28 protein-coding genes are annotated in these 25444 nt (G+C 61.7%); 8 read left to right on the top strand and 20 right to left on the bottom strand.

The window, feature by feature from the left end:
• Positions 1 to 21 precede the first annotated feature (21 nt).
• From QMO82_RS19160 to QMO82_RS19150, 3 genes are all read right to left on the bottom strand, one after another.
• Entirely contained in the window at positions 22 to 1005 is a 984-nt protein-coding gene (locus QMO82_RS19160; protein ID WP_183609586.1) for an NAD(P)-dependent oxidoreductase, read from the bottom strand.
• A 67-nt stretch (positions 1006 to 1072) separates the two neighbouring features.
• Positions 1073 to 1639, bottom strand: coding sequence for a helix-turn-helix transcriptional regulator (locus QMO82_RS19155; RefSeq protein ID WP_183609587.1), 567 nt, complete (start codon positions 1637 to 1639; stop codon positions 1073 to 1075).
• Between the two features lie 71 nt (positions 1640 to 1710).
• Positions 1711 to 2046, bottom strand: a complete 336-nt coding sequence (locus QMO82_RS19150; RefSeq protein ID WP_183609588.1) for a helix-turn-helix transcriptional regulator — start codon at positions 2044 to 2046, stop codon at positions 1711 to 1713.
• 68 nt (positions 2047 to 2114) lie between these two features.
• Here QMO82_RS19150 and QMO82_RS19145 point away from each other — a divergent pair, with 68 nt between their 5' ends.
• The 3 genes from QMO82_RS19145 to QMO82_RS19135 all read left to right on the top strand — a co-directional run bounded on the left by QMO82_RS19145 (position 2115) and on the right by QMO82_RS19135 (position 6085).
• Positions 2115 to 2597, top strand: a complete 483-nt coding sequence (locus QMO82_RS19145) for an SRPBCC domain-containing protein (RefSeq protein ID WP_183609589.1) — start codon at positions 2115 to 2117, stop codon at positions 2595 to 2597.
• Positions 2598 to 2733: 136 nt separating this feature from the next.
• Positions 2734 to 3765 carry a phosphogluconate dehydrogenase (NAD(+)-dependent, decarboxylating) gene (gnd, locus tag QMO82_RS19140; protein ID WP_183609590.1) on the top strand — a complete coding sequence of 344 codons (1032 nt, stop codon included), beginning with the start codon at positions 2734 to 2736 and terminating at the stop codon, positions 3763 to 3765.
• Positions 3766 to 3970: 205 nt separating this feature from the next.
• Entirely contained in the window at positions 3971 to 6085 is a 2115-nt protein-coding gene (locus QMO82_RS19135) for a mechanosensitive ion channel family protein (RefSeq protein ID WP_183609591.1), read from the top strand.
• Between the two features lie 4 nt (positions 6086 to 6089).
• Here the strand turns inward: QMO82_RS19135 and QMO82_RS19130 are convergent, their stop codons facing one another.
• On the bottom strand, positions 6090 to 6467 hold the full coding sequence (locus QMO82_RS19130) for a DoxX family protein (protein WP_183609592.1): 378 nt from the start codon (positions 6465 to 6467) through the stop codon (positions 6090 to 6092).
• A 237-nt stretch (positions 6468 to 6704) separates the two neighbouring features.
• Between QMO82_RS19130 and mprF the strand changes: the two genes are divergently transcribed.
• The gene (mprF, locus tag QMO82_RS19125; protein ID WP_183609593.1) at positions 6705 to 9308 is read left to right on the top strand and encodes a bifunctional lysylphosphatidylglycerol flippase/synthetase MprF; all 2604 of its coding nucleotides are present in this window, start codon (positions 6705 to 6707) and stop codon (positions 9306 to 9308) included.
• Positions 9305 to 10687 (top strand): virulence factor family protein, encoded by a 1383-nt coding sequence (locus QMO82_RS19120; RefSeq protein WP_183609594.1) that lies wholly within the window; start codon positions 9305 to 9307, stop codon positions 10685 to 10687. Before mprF ends, QMO82_RS19120 begins: the two co-directional genes overlap by 4 nt.
• A gap of 46 nt (positions 10688 to 10733) precedes the next feature.
• Here the strand turns inward: QMO82_RS19120 and QMO82_RS19115 are convergent, their stop codons facing one another.
• The 10 genes from QMO82_RS19115 to ruvC all read right to left on the bottom strand — a co-directional run bounded on the left by QMO82_RS19115 (position 10734) and on the right by ruvC (position 16403).
• The gene (locus QMO82_RS19115) at positions 10734 to 11297 is read right to left on the bottom strand and encodes a DinB family protein (RefSeq protein WP_183609595.1); all 564 of its coding nucleotides are present in this window, start codon (positions 11295 to 11297) and stop codon (positions 10734 to 10736) included.
• A 33-nt stretch (positions 11298 to 11330) separates the two neighbouring features.
• On the bottom strand, positions 11331 to 11843 hold the full coding sequence (locus tag QMO82_RS19110) for an NUDIX hydrolase (protein ID WP_183609596.1): 513 nt from the start codon (positions 11841 to 11843) through the stop codon (positions 11331 to 11333).
• Between the two features lie 7 nt (positions 11844 to 11850).
• Positions 11851 to 12753, bottom strand: coding sequence for a metallophosphoesterase (locus QMO82_RS19105; RefSeq protein ID WP_183609597.1), 903 nt, complete (start codon positions 12751 to 12753; stop codon positions 11851 to 11853).
• Positions 12754 to 13794 carry a Holliday junction branch migration DNA helicase RuvB gene (ruvB, locus tag QMO82_RS19100; protein WP_003582138.1) on the bottom strand — a complete coding sequence of 347 codons (1041 nt, stop codon included), beginning with the start codon at positions 13792 to 13794 and terminating at the stop codon, positions 12754 to 12756. It abuts the gene before it with no gap.
• Positions 13791 to 14195: a PIN domain-containing protein gene (locus tag QMO82_RS19095; protein WP_183609598.1), complete on the bottom strand. Its 405-nt coding sequence runs from the start codon at positions 14193 to 14195 to the stop codon at positions 13791 to 13793. Before QMO82_RS19095 ends, ruvB begins: the two co-directional genes overlap by 4 nt.
• Positions 14192 to 14476, bottom strand: coding sequence for an AbrB/MazE/SpoVT family DNA-binding domain-containing protein (locus tag QMO82_RS19090; RefSeq protein WP_183609599.1), 285 nt, complete (start codon positions 14474 to 14476; stop codon positions 14192 to 14194). Before QMO82_RS19090 ends, QMO82_RS19095 begins: the two co-directional genes overlap by 4 nt.
• Before the next feature lie 74 nt (positions 14477 to 14550).
• On the bottom strand, positions 14551 to 15165 hold the full coding sequence (ruvA, locus tag QMO82_RS19085) for a Holliday junction branch migration protein RuvA (RefSeq protein WP_183609600.1): 615 nt from the start codon (positions 15163 to 15165) through the stop codon (positions 14551 to 14553).
• 13 nt (positions 15166 to 15178) lie between these two features.
• Positions 15179 to 15595, bottom strand: coding sequence for a type II toxin-antitoxin system VapC family toxin (locus QMO82_RS19080; protein WP_183609601.1), 417 nt, complete (start codon positions 15593 to 15595; stop codon positions 15179 to 15181).
• On the bottom strand, positions 15576 to 15839 hold the full coding sequence (locus QMO82_RS19075; protein WP_183609602.1) for an AbrB/MazE/SpoVT family DNA-binding domain-containing protein: 264 nt from the start codon (positions 15837 to 15839) through the stop codon (positions 15576 to 15578). Before QMO82_RS19075 ends, QMO82_RS19080 begins: the two co-directional genes overlap by 20 nt.
• Before the next feature lie 54 nt (positions 15840 to 15893).
• Positions 15894 to 16403 carry a crossover junction endodeoxyribonuclease RuvC gene (ruvC, locus tag QMO82_RS19070; protein ID WP_183609603.1) on the bottom strand — a complete coding sequence of 170 codons (510 nt, stop codon included), beginning with the start codon at positions 16401 to 16403 and terminating at the stop codon, positions 15894 to 15896.
• 239 nt (positions 16404 to 16642) lie between these two features.
• Between ruvC and QMO82_RS19065 the strand changes: the two genes are divergently transcribed.
• Together QMO82_RS19065 and QMO82_RS19060 are read left to right on the top strand one after the other, a co-directional pair.
• Positions 16643 to 18958 (top strand): methyl-accepting chemotaxis protein, encoded by a 2316-nt coding sequence (locus QMO82_RS19065; protein ID WP_183609604.1) that lies wholly within the window; start codon positions 16643 to 16645, stop codon positions 18956 to 18958.
• Between the two features lie 124 nt (positions 18959 to 19082).
• The gene (locus QMO82_RS19060; protein ID WP_183609605.1) at positions 19083 to 20084 is read left to right on the top strand and encodes an LLM class flavin-dependent oxidoreductase; all 1002 of its coding nucleotides are present in this window, start codon (positions 19083 to 19085) and stop codon (positions 20082 to 20084) included.
• A gap of 95 nt (positions 20085 to 20179) precedes the next feature.
• Here QMO82_RS19060 and QMO82_RS19055 read toward each other — a convergent pair whose 3' ends face one another.
• On the bottom strand, positions 20180 to 20926 hold the full coding sequence (locus QMO82_RS19055; protein WP_097615004.1) for a YebC/PmpR family DNA-binding transcriptional regulator: 747 nt from the start codon (positions 20924 to 20926) through the stop codon (positions 20180 to 20182).
• 116 nt (positions 20927 to 21042) lie between these two features.
• Positions 21043 to 21477, bottom strand: a complete 435-nt coding sequence (locus tag QMO82_RS19050; RefSeq protein ID WP_183609606.1) for a DUF6636 domain-containing protein — start codon at positions 21475 to 21477, stop codon at positions 21043 to 21045.
• A 137-nt stretch (positions 21478 to 21614) separates the two neighbouring features.
• Here QMO82_RS19050 and QMO82_RS19045 point away from each other — a divergent pair, with 137 nt between their 5' ends.
• Positions 21615 to 22118 carry a pyridoxamine 5'-phosphate oxidase family protein gene (locus QMO82_RS19045; protein ID WP_183609607.1) on the top strand — a complete coding sequence of 168 codons (504 nt, stop codon included), beginning with the start codon at positions 21615 to 21617 and terminating at the stop codon, positions 22116 to 22118.
• Positions 22119 to 22145: 27 nt separating this feature from the next.
• Here QMO82_RS19045 and QMO82_RS19040 read toward each other — a convergent pair whose 3' ends face one another.
• The 4 genes from QMO82_RS19040 to QMO82_RS19025 form a co-directional block, all read right to left on the bottom strand.
• Complete coding sequence (locus tag QMO82_RS19040) at positions 22146 to 22991, bottom strand: MBL fold metallo-hydrolase (protein ID WP_183609608.1); 846 nt, start codon at positions 22989 to 22991, stop codon at positions 22146 to 22148.
• Positions 22992 to 23146: 155 nt separating this feature from the next.
• The gene (locus QMO82_RS19035; RefSeq protein WP_183609609.1) at positions 23147 to 23971 is read right to left on the bottom strand and encodes a TIGR00282 family metallophosphoesterase; all 825 of its coding nucleotides are present in this window, start codon (positions 23969 to 23971) and stop codon (positions 23147 to 23149) included.
• A 3-nt stretch (positions 23972 to 23974) separates the two neighbouring features.
• A complete protein-coding gene (locus tag QMO82_RS19030) occupies positions 23975 to 24562 on the bottom strand; it encodes a 5-formyltetrahydrofolate cyclo-ligase (protein ID WP_183609610.1) in 588 nt (195 codons plus the stop codon).
• Positions 24563 to 24681: 119 nt separating this feature from the next.
• Positions 24682 to 25389, bottom strand: a complete 708-nt coding sequence (locus QMO82_RS19025; RefSeq protein ID WP_183609611.1) for a hypothetical protein — start codon at positions 25387 to 25389, stop codon at positions 24682 to 24684.
• Between the last annotated feature and the right edge of the window lie 55 nt (positions 25390 to 25444).

Raw genomic sequence — 25444 nt, 5'->3', positions numbered from 1 at the left:
TCCGCAGTCCAGCTTGCTGCCCTATCCCACGGGATAAGGCCCTTCAGCAAAGACCACGTCGTGGTAACCTTTCGAGCCGACATCAAGCGCCAAAGGGCTGCGCCATTCCCTGTTGTCGCGCAGGCAATCGAGCACGAAACGGAAATCATATCGCGGCTGCCAGCCGAGTTCCCGCCTTGCCCGCGCGTTGACATAGACACGGTCGAGCGTTGGAAACATCTTCCAGCCGCGTGATGCATAGAGGGCGCCTGCACCTGGGAACAGCCGTTCGACGACAGCAGGCGCGTCGTGCCTGATTGCGGCAAGATCGCTTGCCGGAAACGGCGTCGTGGCGGAGACGATGTAGCGGCCGAAGCCGATTGCCGGCGCCTTTTCGAGCGCCAGCAGATGAGCGCCGGCCACATCGGCGATATCGACGCGGCGGTGAAGAAGCTCGTTGGCCTGGGCATTTTCCGCCGGATAGCCGCTGCGAATGTCAGGATCGTCGTCGTTTTCGGGAAAGAAACGCGATGTCCTGAGAATGATCACCGGCAGGCCGGACTTGCGGGCGAAGAGTTCGCACAGACCTTCGGCGGCGAGCTTCGTGACACCGTAGATGTTTTTTGCGACCGGCAGCACGTCCTCGGTCACCCATGCTGCCGGTGCGCCGGCGGCCGGCGTCAAAGCCGCACCGAAGGTGCTGGTGGTGCTGGTGAAGACGAAGCTTGCGACGTCTGCGGCGACGGCTGCTTCGAGCAGGTTCAGCGTGCCGGCGATATTGGTGTCGAGGAAATCGCGATTGTCATGGGTCGCCACATGCGGCTTGTGCAGCGTCGCGGCATGGATGACGCAGCTGATGCCTGACATCGCTTGCCGGATGAAGGCGCGATCACCGATCGAGCCGACCATATCGGTAAAAGCCGAGGGCTTGATATCGATGCCGCGCACCCATCGGCTTTCGGCCTTCAAAGTGCGCATCAGCGCCTCGCCAAGATGGCCGGCACTTCCCGTCACCAGTATCGTCATCACATCGCCTCCCGACCGTTCAGGAGGCGGACGCTATAAAGACCGGCATTCCGGGACAACGCATAAATTATGCACGGGAATGCAGGAAAGCTGCAGGCTCGCCGATGGTCGTGACAAGGCGGCCGGCGCTGCCATCGGAAAGCATGATCCTTTCCCAGATCACGCGGCCGGCGGCGATCGGCAGCAGCGCATTGCCGTTGGCGCCGGTATCGAGGGTCAGTGACGAAAGCCTGCCCTCATGCCAGCCGCGCTCTTCCAGCGACTGCTCGGCCGCGGTGATTTCAGCAGATGCGTAGGAGAAAAGCGAGCGGCCGAGAAAGGCAGCGAGCGGCGCCCGCCATTCCGCCTGCCGCGGGCGGGAGGCGGAGAGCAGCCGGTGGGTGCTGTCGCAGATCAGATGCACCGGTCGGACGGAATCCTCGACCAGTCGCTTCAGCGCCGCATCAGCCGCGGCATGTCGCGGTGAGGCGAAAATCCGTTCCAGCTGGACGGCCTGTTCGGGCGACAGCGCGAGTTGTCCGCACTCCCAGCGTGACACCGTCGTCTGGTTGACGCCGAGGAGTTCGGCGAGATGCTGCTGCTTCATGCCGCGCAGCAGCCGCATGCGGCGTATGCCAGCTCCCGATATCGTCATCCGTCTGATCCCATGCCATTTTTGCCAGCATAAGGCTTCGGCGGACCGGGCAGCAAGCTGGGTTGCGCGGATCACTCTTCCGGCTGGCCTTCGAGATCGCTTCTCAGCCGGTCGAGTATAGAGAGCGCATGGCCGGCATAGGCGCTGATCCAACGGTCGTAAATGTGCTTGATCGGCAGGCTGTTTAAGTGGTTCCAGCGCTCGCGGCCCTCCTTCCTGGCGATGACCAGATCGGCTTCCTCCAGCACTTTCAGATGCTGCATTACCGTACAGCGGTCCATCTGCGGAAACATCTCGCAAAGCGTCCCTGTGGTCCGGGGGCCATCCTTGAGCCGGTCGAGGATTTCGCGGCGGCGATGGTGGGCCAGCGCCTTGAAAACCGGATCGTCTTTTGATTCGCTTGACATGTTATGTTTTTATAACACAATGACGCTGGACGCCATGACAAACAGCAATGGAGAAGAGGAGAAGTGCCATGTCTCTCGGAATCCGTGTTTCCGGCCGCATCGGACGTCCCGTCGCAGAGGTATTCGACGCCGTCGTCAACCCGAAGAAGCTCAGCAGCTATTTCACCACGATCGGCGGGGCGAGCGCGCCGCTCGTCCAGGGCACGACGGTAACCTGGTGGAAGGATGCTGCGGTTGAGGTGGTCGAACTCGTGCCCGAAAGCCGCATCGTGCTCAGTTGGGACGGCGGCACCGCCGAAGATAAGGCGACCTATAAGACGATGGTGGAGATGAACTTCAAACCGCTGGAGGATGGCGGCACGCTGGTGACCATCGCCGAAACCGGCTGGCGCGAAGACGATGCCGGTCGGCGCGGCACCTATCTCAACTGCGAGGGCTGGACGCAGATGCTCTGCTGCATGAAGGCCTTCGTCGAATACGGCATCAATCTGCGGGAGGGCATGTTCCTCAGCGAAATGAAGGGAGAGCCGGCCAGCGCACCTGACGCTTGACGAGCGCATCGGTCTGCAGGAGATCGGCGGCGCAATCGTCGCATTCGCCAATCAGGTCGAGACTTCGCTTGCCTGTCACACTGCGGGTGCTAATTTCCGGATTCGAGACTTCATTTCGGTTTCCAGGAGATTCATTATGCAGCTTGGCATGGTTGGTTTGGGCCGCATGGGCAATTACATGGTCCAGCGCTTGATGCGAGGCGGTCACGAATGCGTCGTCTACGACGCCAGGCCGGAAAGCGTTGCCGAGCTCGCAGGCCTCGGTGCGATCGGCAGTGCTTCGCTCCAGGAATTCGTCTCGAAGCTCACCCATCCGCGCGCGATCTGGCTGATGCTGCCGGCGGCGATCGTCGACAAGGTGCTGGCGAGCCTGGTGCCGCTGCTTGAGAATGGCGATATCGTCATTGACGGCGGCAACTCTTATTACCATGACGACATTCGTCGCGGCGCCGACCTCATCACCAAGGGCATCCACTATGTCGATGTCGGCACAAGCGGCGGTGTCTTCGGCCTCGAGCGCGGTTATTGCCTGATGATCGGCGGCGAGAAGGGCATCGTCGAACACCTTTCCCCGATCTTCGCGACGCTGGCGCCCGGCGTCGGCAAGACGGAAGCCTCGCCGAACCGGAGCGCCGAAGCGGCTGCAGCCAGCACCGCGGAGCAGGGTTACCTGCATTGCGGCCCGCATGGCGCCGGTCATTTCGTCAAGATGGTGCATAACGGCATCGAATACGGTCTGATGGCCGCCTATGCCGAAGGTATCAATATTCTGAAACACGCCAATATCGGCGCCGCCTCGCATGAGGCCGATGCGGAAACCGCGCCGCTCGCCCATCCGGAACATTTCCAGTATGATTTCAACCTGCAGGATGTCGCCGAAGTCTGGCGCCGCGGCAGCGTCATCACCTCCTGGCTGCTCGATCTTACAGCCGATGCGCTGCATGCCGATCCGGCGCTGTCGAAATATGCCGGCCGCGTCTCCGATAGCGGCGAAGGCCGCTGGACGATCATGGCGGCAATCGACGAAAGCGTGCCGACGCCGGTGCTGAGTGCCGCGCTCTACGGCCGCTTCTCCTCGCGCGACAATGACGAATTCGCCAATAAGGTGCTGTCGGCGATGCGCGCAGGCTTCGGCGGCCATGTGGAAAAGCCTGCTCCGAAGTCCTGAAGGAAGACGACTTTCCGCACCATTCCGACAAAGCCGTCCTGCCGAAATGGCGAGCGCAGCGCTTCGTTTCGAGGGCGGCGACGTCGCCGTTCCTAGCCATCGGTATGGTTTTCCTACTGCTTGCTGGCGGCAACGGTCGCGAGTATCCATTGCACAATGTCGGGGCTGCTTCATCCAAGCGGCCGACATTTCATTGGAGGCGGTCATGGAGCGTGGCATGGCAGGGGGCTTGAAGGCCGCCATATCAGGCATGCTGGCATTGCTTGCGCTTTGCTCGGCGGTTTCGCCTGGCTTTTCCCAAACGCCGCCGGCGCAAGTGCCGGCCGCTGCGGCCCCGCCGGCCCAGGTGCGTGAGATGATGCAGCTCATGCAGACGCCTGAGGTCAAACAATGGATGTCGACGCAGATGGCTGCGGCGCCTGCGGCCAATGCAGCGTCTGAAAACCAGATGTCGATCCTGTCGGGTCTGCTGCAGCATGCCCGCCGGCATGTTTCGATGGTCTCCGATGCGGCGATGGCATTGCCCTCGCAGATCGGCAATGCGTCCTCGCTGTTCCTCGGTGAAATCACCGCCAGCGGCTGGCCGCGCATGGTGGCGCAGTTCCTGGCGATCTTCCTGCTCGGCGGGATCGTCGAAAGCATTGCCCGTTATGCCTTCCGCCGCCGCCGTCGCCGGTTGGTTGAGATGGCGGGTATGCATCTGGCGTCGCGTGTCATTCCGGCACTGATCTTCGCTGCGGCAACGGTGCTCACGCTTCTCAGCCTCAGCTGGCCGCCGCTCAGCCAGAGCATCGCGATCGTCTGCGTCGTTGCGCTCATCGTCCAGCGTTTTACGATCTGCCTTGGCGGCGTGCTGATCGATCTCATCGGGCTGGCGCGGGCCGAGGAAGAGCGGCAAGGCGTTGCCGCTCCGATCATGCCGGGGCGCGCCGTCGCGCTCTTCTGGTATCGCCGCTGCGCGATGTTCGTCATCTATTTCATTTTCGGCTGGGCGCTGATCCAATCGATGGAGCCGCTCGGCTACTCTCCGAGCGTCCGGCTCTTGATCGGCTATTTCCTCGGTATCGGCCTGCTGTTGATTGCGATCGAGGCGGTCTGGTCGCGACCTCACAAGGACGAGAAGCGCGGTCACGGGGTCTCCTGGTCGTTCACCGTCTATTTCCTGCTGCTGTGGAGCATCTGGGTGGCGGGCTTCAACTGGCTGCTTTGGCTCGGCATCTACCTGCTTTTGCTGCCGCGCGTGCTTGCCGTCTCGACGCTTGCGGTGAAATCGCTGCAGCAGACCGAAGCAAGCTTCCTTGCCACGCGCCGTATCGCGGCAGTGTTGCTCGACCGCGGCGTGCGGGCGCTGATCATTGCCCTTGCAGCCATCTGGCTCGGGCATATGCTCGGCGTCGGTGCCGATACGATGGCCGCCGGCGATACGATGGCCGACAAGATCGCGCGCGGTCTTATCGGCGGCATCGTCATCCTGCTTGCCGCCGACCTGCTTTGGCACGTCATCAAGGCCTATATCAACGGCAAGCTGCTCGATTCGTCCATGGACGGCGGAGCAACCGACGAGGAGAAGGCCAAACGCGCGCGGATACATACGCTGCTGCCGATCATCCGCAATATCCTTGCCGTCGTGATCGCCGTCATCGCCGTGCTGATGGTGCTCTCGGGTCTCGGCATCGAGATCGGGCCGCTGATCGCCGGCGCCGGCGTCGTCGGCGTCGCGGTCGGTTTCGGCGCACAAACGATCGTCAAGGACGTGATCAGCGGCATGTTCTATCTCTGGGACGATGCCTTCCGCATCGGCGAATATATCGAAAGCGGCAGCCACAAGGGTGTGGTCGAGGCCTTCAGCCTGCGCTCGGTGAAGCTCCGGCATCATCGTGGACCGCTGACGACGGTGCCGTTCGGCGAACTCGGTGCGGTGAAGAACCTCAATCGCGACTGGACGATCGACAAGATCAGCCTCAACGTCAAATACGACACCGATCTGGTCAAGGCGAAGAAGGTGATCAAGCAGATCGGCCAGACGCTGCTCGAGAATCCGGAATTCGGCCCGCATATCATCGAGACACTGAAGATGAAGGGTGTCGAGCAGTTCGGCGAATTCGCGATCGAAATCCGGCTGTCGATGATGACGAAGCCCGGTGAGCAATTCGTCATTCGCCGCAATGCGCTGGCGATGATCCGCAATGCCTTCAATGAAAACGGCATCGAATTCGCCGTGCCGACGGTGCAGGTGGCGGGCGATCGCGATGCAGAGGTCGATGCTGCCGTCGCGCGCTATGCCGCGCATGCACGGGCCGGCAGCGAGCCGGCGGCCTAAACCCTCAAATCACCCCGGCGGCTGCAATCAGCAGGCCGCCGATGATCGCCATATTGGTTTTCCAGCTATTGATCGCGCTTTCGCGGGCCGTTCCCTGCATATCCCAGAAATTCAGCAGCATGATCATGGCGGTAAGGGTGAAGACGATGAGACCGAATGCCGCTGCCGTGACGAAGAGACCCAGTATCAACAGAGTGCCGGCGACAATCTGGAAAATGCTGCCGAAGAGCAGCACCCATTTCGCAAAAGGGATGCCGCGGGCTTCGATCGCGTCGGTCAGCGGCACGATAACGAAAAAATGATGAATGCCGCCAGCGACATAGAGGCCGCCCAGCAACAGACGGCCGAGGACAAGCATCATGAAGGCTGGACCGTCCTGCATATCAAACCATTCTCCCTTGCCTCGAATCCCGTTGCCGGGCAAAGCTCGGCCCAAGCTTACGAAAATGCAATGGAGCGTTATGTCGACCTGCGCAAATTCGCCCCAATTGGGGATGATTGAGGCGCAGGCGGCGGGGCTTGGAGTAGCGGCGGCATGGTTTCATAGAGCTTATGCGCCTCTCATGTTACGTCTTTCGAAAATGATTCCCGCCATGCTGCCAATTGCGGCAGGTACGAGATGTCGGGTTACGGCAAGTTGGAAGAGATGGAAGAAACGGACGATTTTTCTTTTCGCGGGCTTTTCAGGCGTTACAGGACGCCGTTGGTGGCAGCCGCGACACTCGTGGTCTTCTGTCTCGTCGGTTATGCGATCATGCAGCTCACCAACGAGGTGCGCTATGACGACGTCGTCGATGCGCTGGCGGCGACCAAGCCGAGCGCGATCCTGCTTGCGCTCTTCTTCACGGCACTGAGTTTCCTTTCGCTGATCTTCTACGATCTCAACGCTATCGAATATATCGGCAAGAGGCTGCCCTTTCCGCATGTGGCGCTGACGGCGTTCAGCGCCTATGCGGTCGGCAATACCGCCGGCTTCGGGGCGCTCTCCGGGGGCGCGATCCGCTACCGCGCCTATACCCGCCTCGGGCTTTCGCCGGAGGATATCGGTCGCATCATCGCCTTCGTGACGCTTTCCTTCGGCCTCGGGCTGGCAGGCGTTGCGGCGATCGCCCTCATCATCATCGCCGACGAGATCGGCCCGCTCATCGGTGTCAGCGCCTTCCTTCTGCGGTTGATCGCCGGGTCGATCGTCGCCATTCTCGGTGCTGTGATGATCATCGGCCGTGACGGGCACGTGCTTAATCTCGGCCCTGTGGCAGTTCGTCTGCCGGATTCGCGTACCTGGTCGCGGCAGTTCCTCGTCACCGCCTTCGATATCGCCGCTTCGGCGTCCGTGCTCTACGTGCTGCTGCCGCAGACGGCAATCGGCTGGCCGGTCTTCCTCGCCGTCTATGCGATCGCCGTCGGTCTCGGCGTGCTCAGCCACGTTCCGGCCGGGCTCGGCGTGTTCGAGACCGTGATCATCGCGTCGCTCGGCAGCGCGGTGAACATCGATGCCGTGCTCGGATCGCTGGTGCTCTACCGGCTGGTCTACCATGTGCTGCCGCTGCTGATCGCCGTGCTCGCGGTCTCGGCCGCCGAGCTGCGTCGTTTCGTCGACCATCCGGCCGCCTCCAGCGTGCGGCGCATCGGCGGACGGCTGATGCCGCAGCTGCTGTCGGCCCTCGCGCTGCTGCTCGGCGTCATGCTGGTATTTTCGAGCGTCACGCCGACGCCGGACCAGAACCTCGAATTCCTCTCCAACTATCTGCCGCTGCCGCTGGTCGAAGGGGCGCATTTCCTCTCCAGTCTGCTGGGACTCGCGCTCGTCGTCGCCGCGCGCGGCCTTGGCCAGCGACTCGACGGTGCCTGGTGGGTGGCCGTGTTCTCGGCTGTTGCCGCACTGACCTTGTCACTCCTGAAGGCGATTGCGCTCGTCGAAGCCGCTTTTCTCGCCTTCCTCATTTTCGGGCTCTTCGTCAGCCGTAGGCTCTTTACCCGCCATGCCTCGCTGCTTAACCAGGCGCTGACGGCGTCCTGGCTGATGGCGATCGCCGTCATCGTCGTCGGCGCCGTCGTCATCCTGCTCTTCGTCTATCGCGATGTCGAATACAGCAACCAGCTCTGGTGGCAGTTCGAATTCACCGCCGAGGCGCCGCGGGGCTTACGCGCCGTGCTCGGCATCACCATCATCTCGTCGGCGATCGCCATCTTCAGCCTGCTTCGGCCGGCGACCTTTCGGCCGGAACCGGCGACGAACGAGGCGCTGTCGCGTGCCGTCGATATCGTCATGAAGCAGGGCAATGCCGACGCCAATCTGGTGCGCATGGGCGACAAGAGCATCATGTTCTCGGAAAAAGGTGACGCCTTCATCATGTACGGCCGGCAGGGCCGCTCCTGGATTGCGCTGTTCGACCCGGTCGGCGAGCATCGCGCCGTGCAGGAACTCGTCTGGCGTTTCGTCGAAGCGGCGCGCGCCGCCGGCTGCCGGGCCGTCTTCTATCAGATCTCGCCGGCGCTGCTTTCCCATTGCGCCGATGCCGGCCTTCGCGCCTTCAAACTCGGCGAGCTGGCGGTGGCCGATCTCAGGACATTCGAAATGAAGGGCGGCAAATGGGCGAACCTTCGCCAGACGGCTAGCCGCGCCCAGCGCGACGGGCTGGAATTCGCCGTCGTCGAACCTGAGAACGTGCGCTCGGTCATCGATGATCTCTCCGCCGTTTCCACGGCCTGGCTCGAGCATCACAACGCCAAGGAAAAAGGCTTTTCTCTCGGCGCCTTCGATGCCGATTACGTCTCCTCGCAGCCGGTCGGCATCCTGAAAAAGGACGGCAGGATCGTCGCCTTCGCCAATATCCTCGTCACCGAATCCAGGGAGGAGGGCACGATCGATCTCATGCGCTTCTCGCCGGACGCGCCGAAGGGCTCGATGGACTTTCTCTTCGTGCAGATCATGGAATATCTGCGCGGTCAGGGTTTCACCCACTTCAATCTCGGCATGGCGCCCCTCTCCGGCATGTCGAAACGTGAGGCGGCGCCCGTCTGGGACCGCATCGGCAGCACCGTCTTCGAACACGGCGAGCGCTTCTACAACTTCAAAGGCCTTCGGGCATTCAAATCCAAGTTTCATCCGCACTGGCAACCGCGCTATCTTGCGGTATCCGGAGGGGGCAATCCGATGATCGCGTTGATGGACGCGACATTGCTGATCGGGGGCGGATTGAAAGGGGTAGTGAGAAAATGATCAGGACAATCCTTCTTGCCACGGCATGCGCCTGCATGCTCGCGGCCGCACCGGCTGATGCCGCCGAAGAGACCACACAGAGCTTCGAAGCCGGGCTCATCCCGTCGCCGCACATCTTCCTGCCGGAAGGGGAGGTGAAAGGCACGGTGATGCTGATCTCGGATGCTGCCGGTTGGGGCGACTATGAGAAGGCCGAAGCCGACAGGCTGGTTGCCGAAGGCGCCGTCGTCATCGGCGTCGACTTTCCTTCCTACATCCAGGCGCTCAACCGGTACGATGTCAGCCTCAACGACGGCTGCGTCTACATGGTCTCGGACATCGAATCGCTGAGCCAGCAGGTGCAGCGCGCGACCGGCAACAGTGCCTATCATCTGCCGATCGTCGCCGGCATCGGCGAGGGCGGGGCCCTAGCGCTGGCGATCGCCGCGCAGACGCCGGATGCGACGATCGGCCAGACGCTTGCCGTCGATCCGAAGGCCGGCATTCCGCTCGCCCAGGCGCTTTGCACGCCGGCTTCCAAGCAGGTCGTCGGCCAACGCACGATTTATGGCCTCAGCGACGGCGCTCTGCCGGATCCGATCGTCACCGTCTTCACGCCCAATGCCGACAAGGATAGCCGGGCGCATGCGGAAACGCTGAAGAAGACCCATGCTGCGGTCGAGATCCGCGATTCCACCGACGATGCGCAGACGGTGTTTGGCGATACGCTCGACGATCTCGTCACCGCCTCGGGCGCCTTCGGCAATCCGCTCGGCCTGCCGCTGGCGATCCTCGAGGCGACTCCCGCCCTCGATACGATGGCGGTGATCTATTCCGGCGACGGCGGCTGGCGCGACATCGACAAGGAGGTCGGTGCCACGCTGCAGAAGGAAGGCATTCCGGTCGTCGGCGTCGATTCGCTTCACTATTTCTGGTCGGAGCGCAAGCCGGAGGAGACCGCCGCCGATCTTTCGAAGATCATCGATTTCTACCGAAAGCAGTGGAAGGTGAAGCATGTGCTGCTCGTCGGATATTCCTTCGGCGCCGATGTCGTGCCGGCCACCTATCAGCTCCTCAAGCCAGCCGAAAAGTCGGCGGTGGCGCAATTGTCGCTGCTGTCGCTCTCGCACGAAGTCGACTACGTCATCTCCGTTCTCGGTTGGCTCGGCCAGAAAACGGATGGGGCCGGAGGCGATCCCGTCAGCGATCTGAAGAACATCGATGCGAAGCTCGTGCAATGCATCTACGGCAAGGACGACGATGACGACGTTGCCTGTCCGGCGGTAAAGGAGAGCGGCGCCGAGGTCATCGAATTGCCCGGCGACCACCATTTCGACGAGAATTACGACCTTCTTACCAAGACCATCATCGACGGGCTGAAGAGGCGGCTGCAGGACTAAGCGCCGCGCGTCCGATGCGACGCGATAAGGACGCTTTATCATGAAATCAGCGCATCAGCCTCTCTTCGCTCCAGCCGAGGTCGGCGAGTTCCCCGCCGCGAAACCGCGCATCGTCGGCGACGATGAATTCATCGAGTTGTGGCGGGGTGACGCTGGTGCCGGAGAGCATCGCATGCACCTGGCCGCGATGATGGGTCTGATGCTGAAAGAGGTGAGCGAGCACGTCTTCCATCCGCTCCTCCTGGATGCGGGCGCCGCGATGGAGGCTAACGGCCGAGGCGAGCCTCTCCGACGTCAGGGTCTCGCAAAGCGCCACCAGGCGCTGATCGACCTTCGCCTGCGCTTGCGCAAGGGATAAAACGTCATCGAACGGTTCGTCGACCTCGAAAGCCTGGAAGCCGAGCGTGCCGCCTTCCAGGCCGTCGACATAGAACCAATCGACGGTGACGATGTGGTTCAAGGTTTCCTTGATCGAGGGGAAGAAGCTCACGCGCGACGCTTCGAATTCGCCGGGTTTCAATGCCGTGCAGGCTTGAAGCAGACGGTGGTTGGCAAGGGCGTTGTTATAGGCAAGCTTGCGGAATGGCCTGACGGGGTCGAAGGTCGGCAACGGCGCATCTCCTCTTCCAGCGTTTCTGGTGGGTCAGTTCTTGCCATCGAGGTTGCCGTCCCGCCAGACGAGATGACGTGGCGCAACGGGAAGGGCCTCGATTTCATCGGCGATGAAATAGGGCGGGATGTCGAGTGTGGTCAGGGCCTGGCGCGTTGCCGGCACCCATTTGAATTCGAGATGGTTGTCGCCGTCTTCGACGCGATGGATGATTTCGTGTGGCTCGAAGGGGAATTCCGGGGGGATGTCCATCAGATAATAGAGGCCGAGTTCATGCCAGTCGCGCTGTTCGTAGTGGAAAAAATTCTCGACGACCCAGAGCAGGCGGGAGACGGTGACCTCGACCCCCAGTTCCTCCACCATCTCTCGTTTCAGCGTCTCCTCCGACGTCTCGCCGATCTCGGCCCTGCCACCCGGAAAGGTCCAGAAGGGCTCGTGCACGGCACGATGAACGAGCACGTAGCCATTCCGAAAACCGAGGCCGGCAATGCGATAGTTGAAACGCTCAGCGCCGGCAGTCAGGCGGATGAGAGTGCGCTTGGCCATGTCATTCCTATCCAAGATCGATCACGACGATTTCCGGCGGTACGCCGAAGCGCACCGGTGCAATGGAGCAACCGAGCCCGCCGGACACGATGATATTACGCCCCTCCTCGACAATATGGCCATAGGCGTAGCGGTTGCCGTACCGCGAGGGGACGATCGGCGAACGGCCGAGGAAACGGATCTGTCCGCCATGCGTGTGGCCCGACAGCGTCAGCGACACGCGCTCGGGCACGCGCGGAAAGATATCGGGCTCATGGGCGAGCAGAATGACAGGCGCATCGTCGGTCACCTCAGCCATGGTTCCATCGAGATCGTCGAGGCCAAGCATCTGCGTGCGGCCCCACTTCCTGCCTGGCAGCAGCGCCAGCTGATCTTCGAGACCTGCGAGCCAGAAGCCGTGGCCGTCCTTTTCAAGCCGAACGGCGCGGTTGCCGTAGACCGGGATTCCGACGTCGGCGAGAGCCCGGTGTCCGAATGTTTCCATCCCGCCGTTCTTCTGCGCAGTCCTGTCCTCCCACCAGTCATGGTTACCCATGATCGCATGGACGCCGAGCGGGGCTTGCAGGGTGGCGAGCGCTTTCGACCATTGGCTCGAATGTACATATTGCGTCACCATGTTCATGCCGGCGGCATAATCGCCGAGCAGGACGGTGATATCGCCTTCGAGTTCATTGGCCCGGTGGCAGATCGCGGCAATGCGGTTTGCCGACATCCACGGTTCGCAGGCATGGATATCAGCAAGCGCGACAACGCGCAGCTTCAGCCCCGGTGTCCATCCCGGCGGCGTCAGCCGGTAGCGAGTGATGGCGAGACGCGCCAGCGGCTCATAGGCGAAGGCGTAACCGCCGAGCGCCATAACACCGGTGATACCGCCGCCAAGAACCTTGAAAAATCCGCGGCGGGTGATCACTCAGTTGTCCTCCTGGAACAGCCGGAACTGCGCAGCCTCCATCTCCTTGGGCGGTTGCATTCCCAGATGTTTCCACGCGATTGCGGTCAGAACACGGCCGCGTGGCGTGCGCTGAATGAAACCCTGCTGGATCATGTAGGGCTCGATGATGTCTTCGATCGCGTCGCGCGGCTCGGAAAGGCCGGCGGCAATGGTTTCGATGCCGACCGGGCCGCCGCCGAAATTGACGGCGATCATGTTGAGGTAACGTTTGTCGAGCTGGTCGAAGCCGACATTGTCGACGAGCAGGCGGGTCAGCGCCTCGTCGGCGATCTCGCGGGTGACGGCTTCGGCCCTTGCCACCTCGGCGAAGTCGCGCACGCGCCGCAGCAGCCGGCCGGCGATGCGCGGGGTGCCGCGGGCGCGTCTTGCGATCTCGCGGGCACCCTCTTCGGTCATCGGCAGGTTCATCAGTCGTGCGCCGCGGCGCACGATCAGCTCCAGCTCCTCGACGGTATAGAAGCTCAGGCGTACCGGGATGCCGAAGCGGTCGCGCAACGGCGTCGTCAACAGGCCGAGACGGGTGGTTGCCGCCACCAGCGTGAACTTCGACAGGTCGATCTTCACCGAGCGCGCCGCGGGGCCTTCGCCGATGATCAGGTCGAGCTGGAAATCTTCCATAGCCGGATAGAGGATTTCCTCGACGGCGGGATTGAGGCGATGGATCTCGTCGATGAAGAGCACGTCGCGCTCCTCGAGATTGGTGAGCAGGGCGGCAAGATCGCCGGCCTTGGCAATGACAGGGCCTGATGTCGAGCGGAAGTTGACACCGAGCTCTTTCGCCATGATCTGCGCCAGCGTCGTCTTGCCGAGGCCGGGTGGGCCGACGAACAGCACATGGTCCAGCGCCTCGCCGCGGTTTTTCGCCGCCTCGATAAAGACCTTGAGATTGGCGCGCGCCTCCGCCTGGCCGGTGAACTCGTCCAGCGATTGCGGGCGCAAGGTGAGATCGAGATCTTCGCCCCGCTTTTCCGGCGATATCAGGCGGGCGGGTTCGCTCATGTCAGAAGCTCCATACCTGGCACGGTCTTGAATGCGTGCCGGTCAAATGTCTTGGTCGCCTGGCATCCCTCATCCGCGGCGCGGTAACCTATCAGGGCATCGGCAAAATCGGCGTTTCGCGTTTCCACGGCCCTCAAGGCCTTGATCACCAGGGTCTGGTTCTCGATGTCCAATCCTCTGACGCGTGTCAATTTGCCGATTGCCGCGACAACATCCTTTTTCTTGAAGCCGAACCGTGCGCGCAACGCCCAATCCAGCTCCAAGAGGTTCAGAAGCGAGAGAAATCCACGATAGTCCCTGCCGATACCTTCACCGAACTTCAGCGCGGCAGCCCTTTGCTCCGGATCGTCGTCGACGATAAGCCTCAGCAGGACGTTCGTGTCCACGCCATAGGCAATCATGCCGCCATATCCGATTTCGACCGCGTGGCCTCGTCGACCACATCACTGCCCGCAGCATCGGTGACCGTTGCGTCGATCTCTTCCAGGGAAGCGCGGCCATTTGGAGGCGATCCGAGAAGGCCCGCGAGATCGTTGAAGTTGATCGATTTTGGTGTGATCACGACCTCTCCATCGATGATGGAAAAAACAAGCTGATCGCCAGCCTGAAGGCCGAGAGCCTCCCGTAGCTCTTTTGGGAGCGTTATCTGGCCCTTGGGCGAAAGCGTAAATTCTCCCCACATCGATCAGTAATCCTATGCTGGCGCGTTAGTCGGAAGATTTGCCATTTGGTGGAAAATTGACAATTTATCCTACTCTATCGCGCTAGTTCCTTCAATCCCAACCTGATCAGCTTAGCACTGTCGGCGTCGTCGCCAGCGGCCTTCATCGCCGCGGCAACCGCATTCGCCGCCTGATCGCGGGAATAGCCGAGGTTGGTGAGCGCGGAAACCGCATCGGCAACAGGTGCTGCCGCGACACCTTCGCCGAGTTCCTGCTTCAGGGCGATATTGAGCGCTTCCCCGGCAAAGGCCGGCGCCCGGTTCTTCAGTTCCGTGACGAGGCGCATTGCCACTTTCGGGCCGACGCCCGGCGCGCGGGAGACGGCGGCGCGGTCCTGCAGGGCGATTGCATTGGCGAGTTCGCCCGGTGTCAGCGTCGAGAGCACGGCGAGCGCCACTTTGGCGCCGACGCCCTGGACGCTCTGGAGCAGGTTGAACCATTCTCGCTCCAAGGCGGTCATGAAGCCGAAGAGCTTCAATTGATCCTCACGCACATAGGTCTCGATGAACAGCACGCAGGCCTCGCCGGCCGAGCCGAGCTTGGACAGGGTGCGGGTCGAGCAATGGGCGACGTAGCAGACGCCGTGCACATCGACGAGCACATAGTCTTCGCCGATCTCGTCTATGGTGCCTTTCAGCTTGCCGATCATGAGGCGCGGTCTTTCAAGAGTGCGTTTCGGGAGAAATGATGTCCAATTCCGGGAAATAAGAGCGGTAGCGCGCGCCATCGCGCGTCAGAAGGCGGTGCGATCGAACGAGGGCGTGCGCACCGATGAAAAAATCCGGCAGGGTGCGCTCGCGCAGGCCGCCGCTCCTCCGGTACTGCGCATGTGCCATGCCGGCCCGGTAAGCGGCGGAAAACGGCAGGGCCTCGCGGATCAGGTTTAACCGCGACAGCACAAATGCAAGGGTTTCCTCGCGCGGGGTCATGCATGCCAGCTCCGCCCAAACGACGGGTGTCATGATGAATTGCGAATCCGGACGCAATGCGCTCAACGCCCGCGCGGACCATTCCCTGAAAGGATTATCCGGTCCGAAGACATCGATGAAAATGTTCGTATCAACGAGGACCGAGGTCATCACGTGGTCCTCTCAACCATTCCATGAATTCATCAGTCGTCATGCCGCTGGTGTCGAGGGTCCCGCTCATACTGCCGAGCCAGGATTCAAAATCGTCCTGCGACGGCTCTATCCTGCTGGATAGAACAACCAGGCGGGCACCCTTTTCATCGGCAACGAAATCCACCTCGGATCCCGGCCCGATCTTCAAGCGGTCCCGGATGTCCTTGGGAATCGTCACCTGGCCTTTTTCCGTTACGCGCATGGTAATACCTCCGAGGTATTACTTATCATGGAATGAGAACAAGTCAAGAACAGATTAACCGGCCAGCGCTTGGCGCATCCGGTTGCTGCCGCGATTATGCGCATGGCAGATGGCGATCGCCAGGGCGTCGGCGGCGTCGTCACCCTTGAATTCGACTTTCGGCATCAGGATCTTCAACATCATGTGGATCTGGTGTTTTTCGCCGTGGCCGACGCCGATAACCGCCTTCTTCACCGCGTTCGGGGCATATTCGGAGACCGGCAAGCCGGCGCGCGCCGGCACCAGCATGGCGATGCCGCGGGCCTGGCCGAGCTTCAGCGTCGCCACCGCATCCTTGTTGACGAAAGTCTGTTCGACGGCGGCTTCATCCGGCTTATAGCTGTGGACGACCTCCGCCAGGCCGTCATGCAGCTGGCAGAGGCGGGAGGCAAGATCCATGTCTCCATCAGAGGTCACGGTTCCGGAGGCCACAAATCGGAGGGAGTTGCCTGACGTCTCGATGATTCCCCAGCCGGTGCGGCGAAGTCCGGGATCGATGCCGACGATGCGAATCGTGTTTTGCATGGTTCAACCTATAGCGATTGCGAAATAACTGCCACCGATATGTGAACAAAACAAAAACACTCATGGATTTAGGCCGCGCCATTTACCGCTAATTAAAACAGATGCCTGAATTCTAGTCGTCAATACGAGAGGGGCTACTTTTCGCAAAGATGAAGCCCCCGATGTTCTGTTTACAGGTCAGTGTCAGGCATGCGTTGTGTGCCGAGGCTGGCAGACGCGTTCAGAGGGGTTCGTCGTACATGGCACAGAGATTTCAATCCCTGTCCTTCAAGGTCATTGCCACATTCATTCTGCTGACCGTGCTGTCGATCGCGGTGATCGACGTGCTTGCCTATTTCGCCAGCAGCCGGATCTCCGACGAACAGGCGCTGAAGGCCAAGGAAAGCGTGCTGATCTTTCGCGGCGACATGCTGCAGGACCAGCTAACGCAGCTCGAAAACCAGGCGAATTCCATCGCGCGCATCGAAGCGCTGCAAATGTCGATCACCAGCCTGAAAAGCGGCTGGAAGACCATCGAGAAGACCTCGGGTGATGCCCGCGCCGAACTGAAGAAGGTTTTCATATCGGGCAATCCCAACCCGGCCGACCAGCGCGAGAAGCTGATGAAGCCGGAAGGGCCGAGCGGCTTCTATTATTCGAACCACGAGAAGACACAGGGCGAAGTCGCCCGCGACCTCGAGGATACCGCCTTCAGCGACCTGCTGATCGCCGATCTCGACGGCACGGTCCTCTATTCCTATAAGAAGGAGGACGACTTCGCCGAAAACCTGAAGTCGGACGCCTGGAAGGCGACCGGCGCCGGCATCGCTTTTGCCAAGGCGATCGAGAATACCGCCAAGGCGACCGATGATGCCGCCCCGACAGGTTTTTCCGGTCTTCGCGTCGATGCTGGCAGCGGCAAGCCGGCGATCTTCTACGCCGTGCCGATCATCAAGCTCGGCGCGGCCAAGGGTATCATCCTCTTCAAGGTGCGCGACGACATCGTCACCGGTATCCTTGGCAAAGGCATCGTCCAGAGCAGCACGGCGCGGGCGGCGATCATCTCCGGCGATGGCTCGGCCGTCGGTCTTGACCAGAGCGGCAAGCTTGCGACGCTCGATACGACCTCCTTCACCTTCATCAAGAGCGCGCTGGCGAGTTCGGCGATGACCGTGGCCGATTTCAACCGGGTGGACGGGCCTGCCCGCGCCTATGTTCGCGGCATCGACTATCGCGGCGACCGCTTCCTCGTGGTCGAGAGCGTGCTTTTGAGCGAACTCAATGCCGGCTCGGTCGAGATTGCCACGCTGCTGACGATGATCGGCATCGGCGTGCTCGTCGTCATGGCGGTCGCGACCGGCCTCGTCACCAATTTCCTGTTTTCGCCGCTTGCACGGCTTGCCGGTGTCACCCGCGATGTCGCCGACGGCAAACTCGACAGCGAGATCGGCAGCCTGAGCCGCAAGGACGAGATCGGCACGATGGCGAATGCGCTCGCGCGCTTCCGCCAGTCGCTGATCGAAAGCCGCGAATTCGAAGCCGCCAGCGAAGAGACGCGCTTGCAGGCCGAGCACGACCGCCAGCAGAATCTGGCCGAGCGCGAGGCCGAGGCGAAGACGTTGCAGCAGGTGGTCGAGGCGATCGATGAGGGCCTGCATCATCTGGCGAGCGGTGATCTCGCCTATCAGATCGATACCCGCTTCCCCAACGAGCTCGAAAGTCTGCGCATCAATTTCAACGAGGCGCTCGCGACGCTGAGCGAAACCATGACGGCAATCGGCGGCAACTCGATGGCGGTGCGCGCCGGCTCCGAGGAGATGCGCACCGGCGCCGACGAACTTGCCGGTCGCACCGAGCGCCAGGCCAGCTCGATCACTGAGACGGCGAATGCGATCAGCGCCATCACCCAGTCCGTCCGCCGGCAGATCGAGCGGGCCGAACAGGCCGAGCGCATTGCCCGCGACGCCAAGAAGGAGACGACCGGCTCCGGCCAGATCATGCGCGAAACGATCGCTGCGATGGAGGCGATCCAGACCTCTTCGCGCCAGATCAACACGATCATCTCGGTTATCGACGACATCGCTTTCCAGACCAACCTGCTGGCGCTCAATGCCGGCGTCGAGGCAGCACGCGCCGGTGAATCGGGCAAGGGCTTTGCCGTCGTCGCCATGGAAGTGCGCGAACTTGCCCAGCGCTCGTCGAGTGCGGCAAAGGAGATTTCCGGCCTGCTGCAGAAATCGACGCATGAGGTCGAAAGCGGTGTGGCGCTTGTGGAAAAGGCCGGCGTTGCGCTGACCGGCATCGGCGCCCATGTCGAGGCGATCAACGGACAGATCACCGAGATCATGGGTGCGACCCGCGAGGAGGCGAATACGCTACGTGAGATCAACAGCGCCGTCGCCGAACTCGATGCGATGACGCAGCAGAACGCTTCGATGGTCGAGGAGACGACGGAAGCGATCCATCGGCTGGCGACGGAAGCCCTGGAAATGGACCGCCAGCTCGGCAATTTCACGCTGCCGCATGGCCTCCACCAGCCAAGCGCCGAGGTGCATATGCTGCGCCGTCATCGCTAAGCCGTGGCTTTGACCGTTGGCAAGGGTCGCGCTTGTGCGGCCCTTTTTGTTGCGTGCATGGTTTGGAATGGCGGGGGCGGCAACCTACATAGACGGCATCCTTCAAACTGCCGGCAGGTTTCCCATGGTTCCCTTCTCCATACTCGACCTCTCCCCCGTTGCCGAAGGCAGCAGTATCCGCCAGTCTCTCGAGAGCTCGGCACGGATGGCACGGAAGGCCGAGGACTTCGGCTACAAGCGCTTCTGGCTTGCCGAGCATCACGGCATGCCGGGGATCGCCAGCGCCGCCACATCAGTCGTTATCGGCCATATCGGGGCCGCGACAACACGTATCCGCATCGGCTCCGGCGGCATTATGCTGCCCAATCATTCGCCGCTCGTCATCGCCGAACAGTTCGGCACGCTGGAGGCACTCTTCCCCGGCCGTATCGATCTCGGCCTCGGGCGCGCGCCGGGAACGGATATTCGCACGGCGCAGGCGCTGCGGCGCAATCTCGAGGCCGGCGGCAACAGCTTCCCGAACGACGTGGTGGAACTGCAGCAACTCCTCGGTACGCCGGTCGAGAACCAGGCGATCCTCGCGGTGCCCGGCAATGGCTCGCATATCCCGATCTGGCTGCTTGGTTCCAGCCTGTACAGCGCCCAGCTCGCCGCCATGCTCGGGCTTCCCTATGCCTTCGCCTCACATTTCGCGCCCGACATGCTGCTCGATGCGATCGCGATCTACCGAGACCGCTTCCAGCCCTCGGCGACGCTCGACAAGCCCTATGTCATGGTCGGCGTCATGGGTGCGGCGGCGGCAACGGACGAGGAAGCGCGCTACCATTTTTCCTCCGCTGAGCAGCAGTTCGTCAACCTGCGCCGCAATGTCCGCGGTCCGTTCCCCCGCCCGGTGGCCGATATGGAAAATTTCTGGTCGCCGATGGAGAAGATGAACGTCGAACACACGCTGCGTTACGCCGTGGTGGGGTCTCCGCAGACGGCGGAGGCGAAATTGGCGGCGTTTCTGCGGGAAACGCAGGCCGACGAGGTGATCGTCTCGATGCCGATCCACGACATCGAGGCACGGCTGAGGTCGGTGGAACTGTTCGCGGGGCTGGGAAATTTCATGCGGGCAGCTGCGTAGGGTTTGCCAACTGGCGCCCTGCAGAAGATTCATCTTGCACAAACAAAAAACCCGGCGTCGCGGCCGGGTTTTCGATTGGCGACGGTCTGAAGAAATCAGGCGGAGAGCTTCGCCAGAACCTCTTCCGAGACTTCGAAGTTGGAATAGACGTTCTGGACGTCGTCATCATCTTCGAGGCTGTCGATGAGCTTCATCAGCGACTGGGCCTTTTCCTCGTCCACCGGCACGTTGTTCTGGGCGCGCCAGACGGCCTTGACGGTTTCGGCTTCGCCGAGGCTTGCTTCCAGCGCTTTCGACACTTCGCCGAGGGCTTCGAAGCCACAGGTGATGTAGTGGCCGTCCTCGTCGGTCTCGACATCGTCGGCGCCGGCTTCGATCGCGGCTTCCATCACCTTGTCGGCATCGCCGACGGAAAGCTTGTAGGTGATCTCACCGACATGGTCGAAGGAGAAGGAAACGGAACCGGTTTCGCCAAGTGCGCCGCCGGCCTTGGTGAAGATCGAGCGGACGTTGGAGGCGGTGCGGTTGCGGTTGTCGGTGAGCGCCTCGACGATGATCGCGGTGCCGCCGGGACCATAACCCTCATAGCGGACTTCATCGTAGTTTTCGCCGTCGGCGCCGGCTGCCTTCTTGATGGCGCGGTCGATATTGTCCTTCGGCATGGACTGGGCCTTGGCGTTCTGGATCGCCAGGCGAAGACGGGCGTTCATTGTCGGGTCGGGCAGGCCGGCCTTGGCGGCAACGGTGATTTCGCGCGCAAGCTTCGAGAACATTTTCGACCGCACGGCATCCTGACGGCCTTTGCGATGCATGATGTTTTTAAACTGTGAATGGCCAGCCATGGCACCCCTGTTCACGTCTCATTGTTCGGAATGGGCCGCCTTATAAGAGCGAAACGGCACCCGTTCAAGGAAAAAGCGGTGGATTTGCCGCACGATGCGCGGACCCGCCGCCCGCCTCAGTCAACCGTCAGCCGCCTACGGCTGGCGAAGAAACCATGTCCGTCCCGGCGTCGGCAACGCAGCCCCTCCGTGCCGGAGGTGCAGGAATAGGGGCCACCCTTCCAGGTATCGCCATAGTCGAGAATATGTTCCTCGCTGCAGCAGGCGGTATCGCCGACCATCTTGAAGATAGTGGCCTTGCCGCTCGCCGACATGATGAGGCGGACGTAGAGCGGCTCTTTTCGCTCGCAGGCGAGCTCCGGCCCGCCGTCTTCGGGAACATACATTTCGACGCCGCCCTTTGGCGTATAGACACAGCCGATATTCCTTGTGGGCGTGACGAAGACGACCTGGCCATTCTGGTCGGGCTTGAAGGTCTTTTCTGCTGCAAGGACTGTTGGCGCAAAGGCTGCGCAAAAAATCAAAGTCAGAATCGAATGTTTTGTTCGCATGACGATCCTTTCTCGGTCAGGCGCACTATCGCATATTCCCGCACCCTGAAAAGACGACGTCGCCCGCTGCTTCTGCGGGGAACAAAGGCGATGGGATGACGTTTCAACGGAACTCCATCCAACGGAAAGGAACGGTCATGGCAAGTCTCAGCGAGGCCCAGGAGCATCCAGCACGTCAGCTCTGGGATCAGGTCAACGATGTTCATGCCGGCATGCTCGGAATTTCCGGGGTGGACATGCACATGCAGCCGATGGCGCCACATGCCGATCCCACCACCAACACCATCTGGTTCTATACCAAGACGGATGCCGACATCGTGCGCGCCATCAAGCCCGGCAGCCGCGCGCATTTCTGCGTTATCGGCAAGGATCACGACTATCACGCCTGCCTTGCCGGTGTGATCGAAGTGCGCCCTGACCCTTCCAAGATCGAGGAGTATTGGAGTTCGATCATTGCGGCCTGGTATGACAACGGCAAGAAGGACCCCAAGCTCACCATGCTTTCCCTCCATGTCGACGATGCCGAGATCTGGGTCTCCACAGGCAACAAGCTGAAATTCGGCTGGGAGATCGCCAAGGCCAATCTCGATGACGACAAGATGCCGGATGTCGGCATCAAGCGCCATCTGCAGTTCGCTTGATGCGAATGACCCGGAGGGAAGAGCCTTTTACCGGACGCCCTGCAGCACATAGATCAGCGGTTTCTTCGGCAGCGTACGCATCGAGACAGTGATGCTGTCATCGGTCGCATAGGCGATGTCGAAATCCTTACCGAACATCGAAACGAAGGCGTCGACCGGTGGGCCACGGCGGTGCATCGGCAGAATCAACGACGAGCGCAGCCGCTTGATGACGCGGCTCATGCTGTCGGCGCCCATGGTCAGGCCGCCGTCGACCGGCACCATCACGATATCGAGTCGGCCGATCTCGATATAATGGGTGTCCGTCAGTTCGTAGTGCAAGTGGCCGAGATGGCCGATGCAGAGACCGGCGATCTCGAAGATGAAGATGGAATTGCCGTTCTCCTGCGAGCCACCGAGCCCGTAGCTGAAGCGGATATCCGTCGGAACATTGCGGATATAGGCATCGCCGACGACGAGATCGATGTCGGCCTTTCCGCCGGGAACGTCGCTCCACCCATGCAGCACATGTTTGATGCCGGGGTCGGGCGTCAAGGTGAAGTGGGTCGTGTGCGCCTTGTTCATGGTCACGACATCGGGCGTCGTCGCCGGCCGGTACCAGCCGTTATAGTCTGTGGCGATGATGATGCCGCCGGGCGTCTCGATTTCAAAGGTGGAGTGGCCGAGGAAGGTGAATTTGACGTCTTCATCCTCGGAGACGGCGGGCGTCAACGGTGCCGTGCCGGAAAAGCTTGCGAAGGTTGCCTTGGGGATATTCTGCGCGATCGCCTGGCACTGGCTGACGGGCGTTTGCTGTTCCTCCGCTGCGGCGGGAGTTGGCGCGGCGAAGGCCGCAAGGTATGCGATTGCGAGGACAAGATATTGCGGCTTCATGCCACCCCTCCGGCGCTTTCACGGAGAGCGCCGCGCGTCTGAAGGGCGCGCTAAGGACGCTCGATCACTTTGAATTGGCGGCCGGAGAATGCGGCAAGAGGTCGCAGGGGTCCAGACTGGGGATGCTCACAATCGCGTGTTGGGCGCGGGGCGAATTACCGCCAGAACTCCGGCACCGTCTCGGCCAATCGTGGTCCAAGCCTCAGCGGCGCGATCTTCTCGGCCAGTCCCGTGCTGTCGGAAATCTCCACGCCGACGCCGCAGATCGTCGCGGGGCCGTTTGCCGCTTCCATGCGGCCCTTCGGCATCTTGGAGATGAAGCGGTTCAGCGGCTCTTCCTTATCCATGCCGAGCGAAGAGTCGTAATCGCCGCACATGCCGGCATCCGACATATAGGCGGTGCCGCCGTTCAGGATCTGTGCGTCGGCCGTCGGCACATGCGTGTGGGTGCCGACGACGAAACTGGCACGGCCGTCGACGAAATGGCCGAAGCACTGCTTCTCGCTGGTCGCCTCTGCATGGAAATCGAAGATGATCGCATCGGCCTGCTCCTTGAGCGGGCAGGCGGCGAGGATTACTTCCGCCGATTTGAAGGGGTCGTCGAGTTCGGGGTGCATGAAGACCCGGCCCATGACATTGGCGACGAGCACACGCGCGCCGTTCCGGGCATAGAACAGGCCGGAGCCGCGGCCGGGCGTGCCTTGCGGATAGTTGGCCGGCCGCAGGAATTGATCGTGCCGCCCGGCGAAGGCGACCGCTTCCTTCTGGTCCCAGACGTGATTGCCCGTCGTCACCACATCGGCGCCGGCATTGATCGTCTCTAGAAAAATGTCCTCGGTGATCCCGAAGCCGCCGGCGGCATTCTCGCCGTTGACGACGACGAAATCGAGCTTGAGGTCGGAGATCAGGCCGGGAAGGCGGTCCCAGACTGCCGTGCGTCCCGTCTTGCCGACCATGTCACCCAGAAAAAGCAGCCGCATTCCCTATCCAATCCAAGAGGCAAAAAAGCGAAGGCCGCTTTCTGTCAGGATGGCATCCAGGCTTATGTCGTGCGGCTCAGCGGGCACATGTGCCACTTCCTGGCAGTCGAATGCAATGCCGATCAGCTTCGGATGCAGGCCTTTTTGCCTTAGCCGGCTGATGGCGCGGTCGTAGTGGCCGGCGCCGTAGCCGATGCGGTGGCCGCTGATATCGAAGGCCGAAAGCGGCACCAGCATGATCTCGGGATCGAGAGTAGCGGTATCCGCGCTGGGGCCGACCGTGCCGAAACCGGTGTCGACAAGCGGCGCACCCTCCGCCAGCTCGCGAAAGACGATGGTCTGCCGATCGAGGATCGCCGGCACGCAAAGCCGCGCGCCGCGCACGGCAAAGCGGGCCATCAGCGGCCTGAGGTCAGCTTCCGAACGGATCGGCAGGAAGCCGGAGATGATCGTGCCCAGCGCAAAACCGACGGCCTCGCCGGCATGATCAGCCATTGCGAGACTTTTGGAGGCGCGTTCCTCGGCGGGGATGGCGTCGCGTGCGGACAGGCGTTCGTTGCGCAGCTGCGCTTTCAATTCTTTAGCGGTCATTCGATCTGCCAGATATAGGAAAGTTCGACCGAGCATAGACGGCCGGATGCCCGATGCAAATGCCGGATGCGACAGTGCCGCGCGTGTTTCACGCCCTTTTCTTGGGATGTGGCTGAAGGTCAGATGACGATACTTGTCGGGATTGTCGCGGTGGCGCTGGATAAGTCCGCCATATCGGGAACGGCGTTGGCTCCCGGCTGCCGGTTCTGCTGCCGCAGATCGTGCATCGCCTTTTCGAGCAACTGCTTGAGTTCACGGACGACCGCCTTGAACTCTTCCATCGTTTCTCGATCATCAGTCGAGATGCTCGAGAATTTCGGGGCATCCTCGGCGACGCTCTGATAGGCGTTGCGGGCGCTGGTAGCGGCGTCCGGTTCCTGCGCGCCGGTTGCAGTGGTTCCGCTTTCTCCTGAGGTATCCGTCAGCGCGGCAGCGGCCCCGCTCGTTGCGGTCGCCGTTGCATCCGAGGTTGCATCCGCCGGGACGACGACTGCTGAGCTCCCGGTCGCCACCGATGATGCGAACTCGGAGGCGGCGGCGCCGACCTTGCGCGCCAGTTCGGCGGCCAGACGGGCAACCACCTCAGGCGGCATGTTGGAGCTGCGCAGCATCTCCAACTGCTGCTGTGCCTCTTCGAGCTTGCGTTGCGCCTTCGTCTTGTCCTCTTCCTCCGAGGTCGCCAGCGTCTGCCGTATCTGTTGCAGCGCCTGGGTGGTGCGCTGCAGTTTCAGCACACCCTGATCGGTCTCGTTTCCCGCGGCGGATATGGCCGTTGCCGAAGACGCGCCGCGCAAAATAATGGAGGCAGAGGTGGTTGCGATCTGCATGGACAATTTCCCGACAGCTCGGGCCCCGATTGCAATTCGGGTGCATCCTGCAAAA

The organism is Rhizobium sp. BT04 (genome assembly GCF_030053135.1).
GTDB classification, from domain to species: Bacteria; Pseudomonadota; Alphaproteobacteria; order Rhizobiales; family Rhizobiaceae; genus Rhizobium; species Rhizobium binxianense.
This window is presented reverse-complemented; position numbering and strand designations above follow the sequence as displayed.